This window comes from Sodalis sp. (in: enterobacteria), from assembly GCF_047607725.1.
GTDB lineage: Bacteria > Pseudomonadota > Gammaproteobacteria > Enterobacterales > Enterobacteriaceae > JBLKSS01.
In genome coordinates, this window is the sequence record NZ_JBLKSS010000237.1 from 1 (window position 1) to 4,140 (window position 4,140).

At 56.3% G+C, this 4,140-nt stretch carries 2 protein-coding genes and 3 pseudogenes; 1 reads left to right on the top strand and 4 read right to left on the bottom strand.

Annotation, left to right across the window (positions count from 1 at the left end; all coding sequences use genetic code 11):
* Positions 1-138 precede the first annotated feature (138 nt).
* The 4 genes and pseudogenes from ACMX3H_RS17380 to kefG all read right to left on the bottom strand — a co-directional run.
* Positions 139-396, bottom strand: a pseudogene (locus tag ACMX3H_RS17380) (FKBP-type peptidyl-prolyl cis-trans isomerase); the annotation flags it as partial.
* 93 nt (positions 397-489) lie between these two features.
* The gene (locus ACMX3H_RS17385) at positions 490-693 is read right to left on the bottom strand and encodes a YheV family putative zinc ribbon protein (RefSeq protein ID WP_415211703.1); all 204 of its coding nucleotides are present in this window, start codon (positions 691-693) and stop codon (positions 490-492) included.
* Positions 677-2,480, bottom strand: a pseudogene (gene kefB, locus ACMX3H_RS17390) (glutathione-regulated potassium-efflux system protein KefB). Before kefB ends, ACMX3H_RS17385 begins: the two are co-directional and overlap by 17 nt.
* A 20-nt stretch (positions 2,481-2,500) precedes the next feature.
* Positions 2,501-3,064, bottom strand: coding sequence for a glutathione-regulated potassium-efflux system ancillary protein KefG (kefG, locus tag ACMX3H_RS17395; protein ID WP_415211704.1), 564 nt, complete (start codon positions 3,062-3,064; stop codon positions 2,501-2,503).
* A gap of 130 nt (positions 3,065-3,194) precedes the next feature.
* On the opposite strand from kefG, the pseudogene ACMX3H_RS17400 reads away from it, so the two are divergent.
* Positions 3,195-3,977 (top strand): annotated as a pseudogene (locus ACMX3H_RS17400) (ATP-binding cassette domain-containing protein); the annotation flags it as partial.
* Between the last annotated feature and the right edge of the window lie 163 nt (positions 3,978-4,140).

Sequence of the window (4,140 nt, forward strand, 5' to 3'; positions counted from 1 at the left end):
TCATCGCCGGATTATCCATGATCTGACAGCCGTCCCTTATAGGATGCGGGTTCACTAGGCATCGTAGTGGAACATATTCTTACCGGGCCATACAACAAACCCACCAATAATTCAAGACGTCCTCCACGGGGCGCTTACCATAAAAACATCTTTAGGCACGCGCTGCACCAGATTTTCATCGTAGGGGCCATAGGCATCGTTGGCTTCGATACTGATATCAAAGCTGTCGCCGCCCGCGCCGTGGTCTTCCAGCGCTTTTTCCAGCCCGGGAATCAGCGAGCCATGACCATGCAGGTACTCCAACGGTGCGCTCACCGGGGATTCATCGACCAATACATCGTCTTCTGTCCTCAACTGGTAGGCCAGACTGACCACCCGATCTTTTGCTACTTTCATGATATCTCCCACCATTGGAAACTAATTTGGCGCTGATTCTAACCAAAAACCGCACGTATGTAAGCTTTAGCCGTAAAAAAGCGGTCAATAACGCTACTCCGGATGAAAAATACCAATAATGTGTTCCTTATCCGGTCTTTTCGCGCTAATCATTTCGTCATCCTGCCGCTGGCTATAGCCGCATTTGACGCAGGCCACCCGGTCAATCTTATCCTCGCGCCATACCGCCAGCGTGTCGCCGCTGTGGCACACGGGGCAGTTGGCGCCAGCGATAAAGCGTTTACGCTTTGCCGTCATTGGGTCTTTCCCCCTGTTGTTCATCCTCGCCCCAACCGTCGAGCAGCCTGCGCTCCTGCTGCATCTCGCGCTGGAAAATGTCCTCCAGCTCGCGCCGCGCCTCCATAACGCGCGAACTGTGCCGCCCTTCTTCTTGGGGTTGGGGCATCAGTTCACGCAGCATACGCATATCCAGCCGGCGGAAATGTTGCTGCGCCCGGTAGGCCTGATGCGGATGCATACCCAACGATTGCAGCATCTTGCGCCCCAGCTCCAGCGCGCTGGAGAAGGTTTCGCGTGAAAATCGCGACACGCCGGCCTGCAGTAACTTATGCGCTTCGACGCGCCCGCGCGCGCCAGAATCTGCAAATGGGGAAAGTGCTGCTGGCAAAGGTGGATAATGGCCATATTATCTTCGGGCGTGTTGGCCGCGACCACGATGGTGCTGGTTTTTTCCGCGCCCGCGGCCCGCAGCAGCTCCAATTCGGTCGCGTCGCCGTAATAGGACTTTATAGCCGTAGCTGCGCATCAGGCTGACCACGCTGATATCGCGCTCAAACACCGTAATGCGCGTTTTATTCGCCATCAGCAGACAGCCTATCACTTGGCCGAAACGACCAAAACCGACAATAATCACCTGCGGCTCATCGTCGTTGACGAAAGGTTTTTCATCGTCCTCTTCTACTGCATTATAGCGCCGGACCAGGATACGATCGATTAATTGCATCATTAACGGCGTGGTAATCATCGGCAATGTGACGATCACCAGCAATAACGATAATTGATCCCCGGTAAGGATTTTCTGCGCCGAGGCGGCCGAAAACAGGACGAAGGTGAACTCCCCGCCCTGGCTCAGTACGCCGGTAAATTGCAGCCGGATGGAGCGCTTGAGCCCCGACAGACGCGCCAGGATATACAATACCGTTCCCTTGATCGCCACCAGTATGGCGACCCCGGCCAGCACCGTCAGCACGTGCACATACAAAATACCGAGGTTCAGCGCCATGCCGACCGAAATGAAAAACAGCCCCAGCAGCAGCCCTTTGAACGGCTCAATGGCGATTTCGAGCTCGTGACGGTTACTCGCTTTCGGCCAACAGCACGCCGGCGATAAACGTGCCGAGAGCCATCGACAGGCCCAGCAAATCCATAAACAGTGCGGCTCCCAGCACCAGCAGCAGGCTGGCGGCGGTGAAAACTTCGCGCACATTCGCCGAGGCGATATAGCGAAACAGCGGACGCAGCAGATAGCGCCCGCCGACCAGCATGCCGAAAAACGCCGCCAGCTTGATGCCGATTTTCATCCAATCGCCGTGTCCGCCGGAGAGAAACGGAATAAGTGACAGCGCCGGGATCACGGCCATATCCTGAAACAGTAACACAGAGAAACCCAGTTGGCCGCCCTCATTGCGGTTCATGCCTTTATCGCGCATCAACTGCAGCGCAATGGCGGTTGAGGACATGGCCAGGCCGATGCCGCCGATAAGCTCCGCCTGCCAGCGCATGCTGGTGAAGGTAAGCGCGGCCCCCAGCAACGCCGCGGTGATAGCCACTTGTGCGGCGCCGACACCGAATATCGAATGCCGCAAATGCCAGAGCTTGGCGGGGTTCAGCTCCAGTCCGATGATGAAAATCAAAAACACCACCCCCAGCTCCGAGAAATGCAAGATCTCATCGACATCGCGAATAAAACCCAGACCCCAGGGACCGATGGCGATGCCGGCTGCCAGATAGCCTAATACCGCGCCGATGCCGAGCCGCGGCGCGATAGGCACCGCCACCACGGCGGCGAAAAGAAACAGCACCACCGCAAGTTAGAAAAGAGGGACTACTCTCCATGGCGTTTGCCCTCCGACGTCAACGGTAACGACAGCCAGCGCGCATAATCGCTGGCGCTGCGGGCGCGCCGCGCCGCGCCCTGGCTCCGCGCCCAATAAATAATCATCGGCGGCTGCCAGTGCATACGGCACAGCGCGGCAGTCAGGGCGAAAGGACGCAGGATATCCGCCATCTCCACCCCTAACGCGCCGCTGGTTTGGTAGGCGCTCTCGGCATCGCCGGTGGTGATAACCGACCGCCAGTGTTTGCCGGCCAGCGCGTCGTCGCCGACACCGCTGGCGAAGCCGCGGGTCAGCACGCGATCCAGCCACTCCTTGAGCAACGCGGGACAGCTGTAGGTGTATAACGGGTGCTGGAACACAATCACCTGGTGATCGCGCAGCAGCTGTTGCTCGTGAGGTATATCGATAAAAAAATCTGGATAATGCGCATACAGATCATGTACGGTGACATGACTGAGCGTTGCCGCAGCCTTGAGTAACACCTGGTTCGCCACCGAATCCGGGGCCTCAGGATGCGCGTACAACAGCAAAACTTTGGGCGGCTCAGAGATCAATTCCCCTCCAAAGCGTCGTCAGGAAGCGGGATTTCCGCTACCATGCTTCGCAAAGATAACGTCAGGACGCGATATCCTGTTTAACATTCAACTATGTCAATTTAACATACTCTAACGACGGCGCTTTATGATTGTTTTCTCCTCGTTGCAAATTCGTCGCGGTACCCGCGTACTGCTGGATAACGCCACCGCCACGGTCAACCTGGGGCAAAAAGTCGGGTTGGTCGGCAAAAACGGCTGCGGCAAATCCACGCTGCTATCGCTGCTGAAAAAAGAACTCAGCGCCGACGCCGGCAGCGTCAGCTTGCCCGCGAACTGGGCGATGGCCTGGGTTAATCAGGAAACCCCCGCTCTTGACGTGCCGGCAGTGGAATATGTTATCGATGGCGACTGGGAATATCGTCAGCTCGAATCTGAATTACTTGTTGCCAATGAAAAAAATGATGGCCATGCTATCGCCACACTACACGGTAAACTGGACACCATCGACGCTTGGACCATTCGCGCCCGCGCCGCCAGCCTTCTGAGCGGTCTGGGCTTCAGCCAGCCGCAGTTGACGCAACCGGTGCGCGCTTTCTCCGGCGGCTGGCGCATGCGCCTTAATCTCGCGCGAGCCCTGCTGTGCCGCTCTGATCTGCTGTTGCTGGACGAACCGACCAACCATCTGGATTTGGATGCGGTCATCTGGCTGGAAAAATGGCTGAGAAATTACCCGGGTACACTTATCTTGATTTCCCACGACCGCGATTTTCTCGATCCTATCATCAATCGGGTGCTGCATATCAAGCAACAGACCCTTAATAAATACACCGGCAATTACTCGTCGTTTGAGCTGCAGCGCGCCACCAAACTGGCGCAGCAGCAGTCGCTTTACCAGCATCAGCAGGAAAAAGTGGCGCATTTACAGCACTAGATCGATCGCTTCCGCGCCAAGTGCAGATTCCGACGTATCCGATCATCTGTTCCGGCGACATCCGATCAGTTATTCCGATATTTTCCGATCACCCATTCCAGTGATATTCGATCACGTGTTCGCTCATCTTCTGACTCAGTTTTAGTCTATTTTTCCTGTG

Coding starts and splice junctions, on each gene's coding strand:
- ACMX3H_RS17385 (WP_415211703.1), bottom strand. CDS start 693: ATGACGGCAAAGCGTAAACGCTTTATCGCTGGCGCCAACTGCCCCGTG.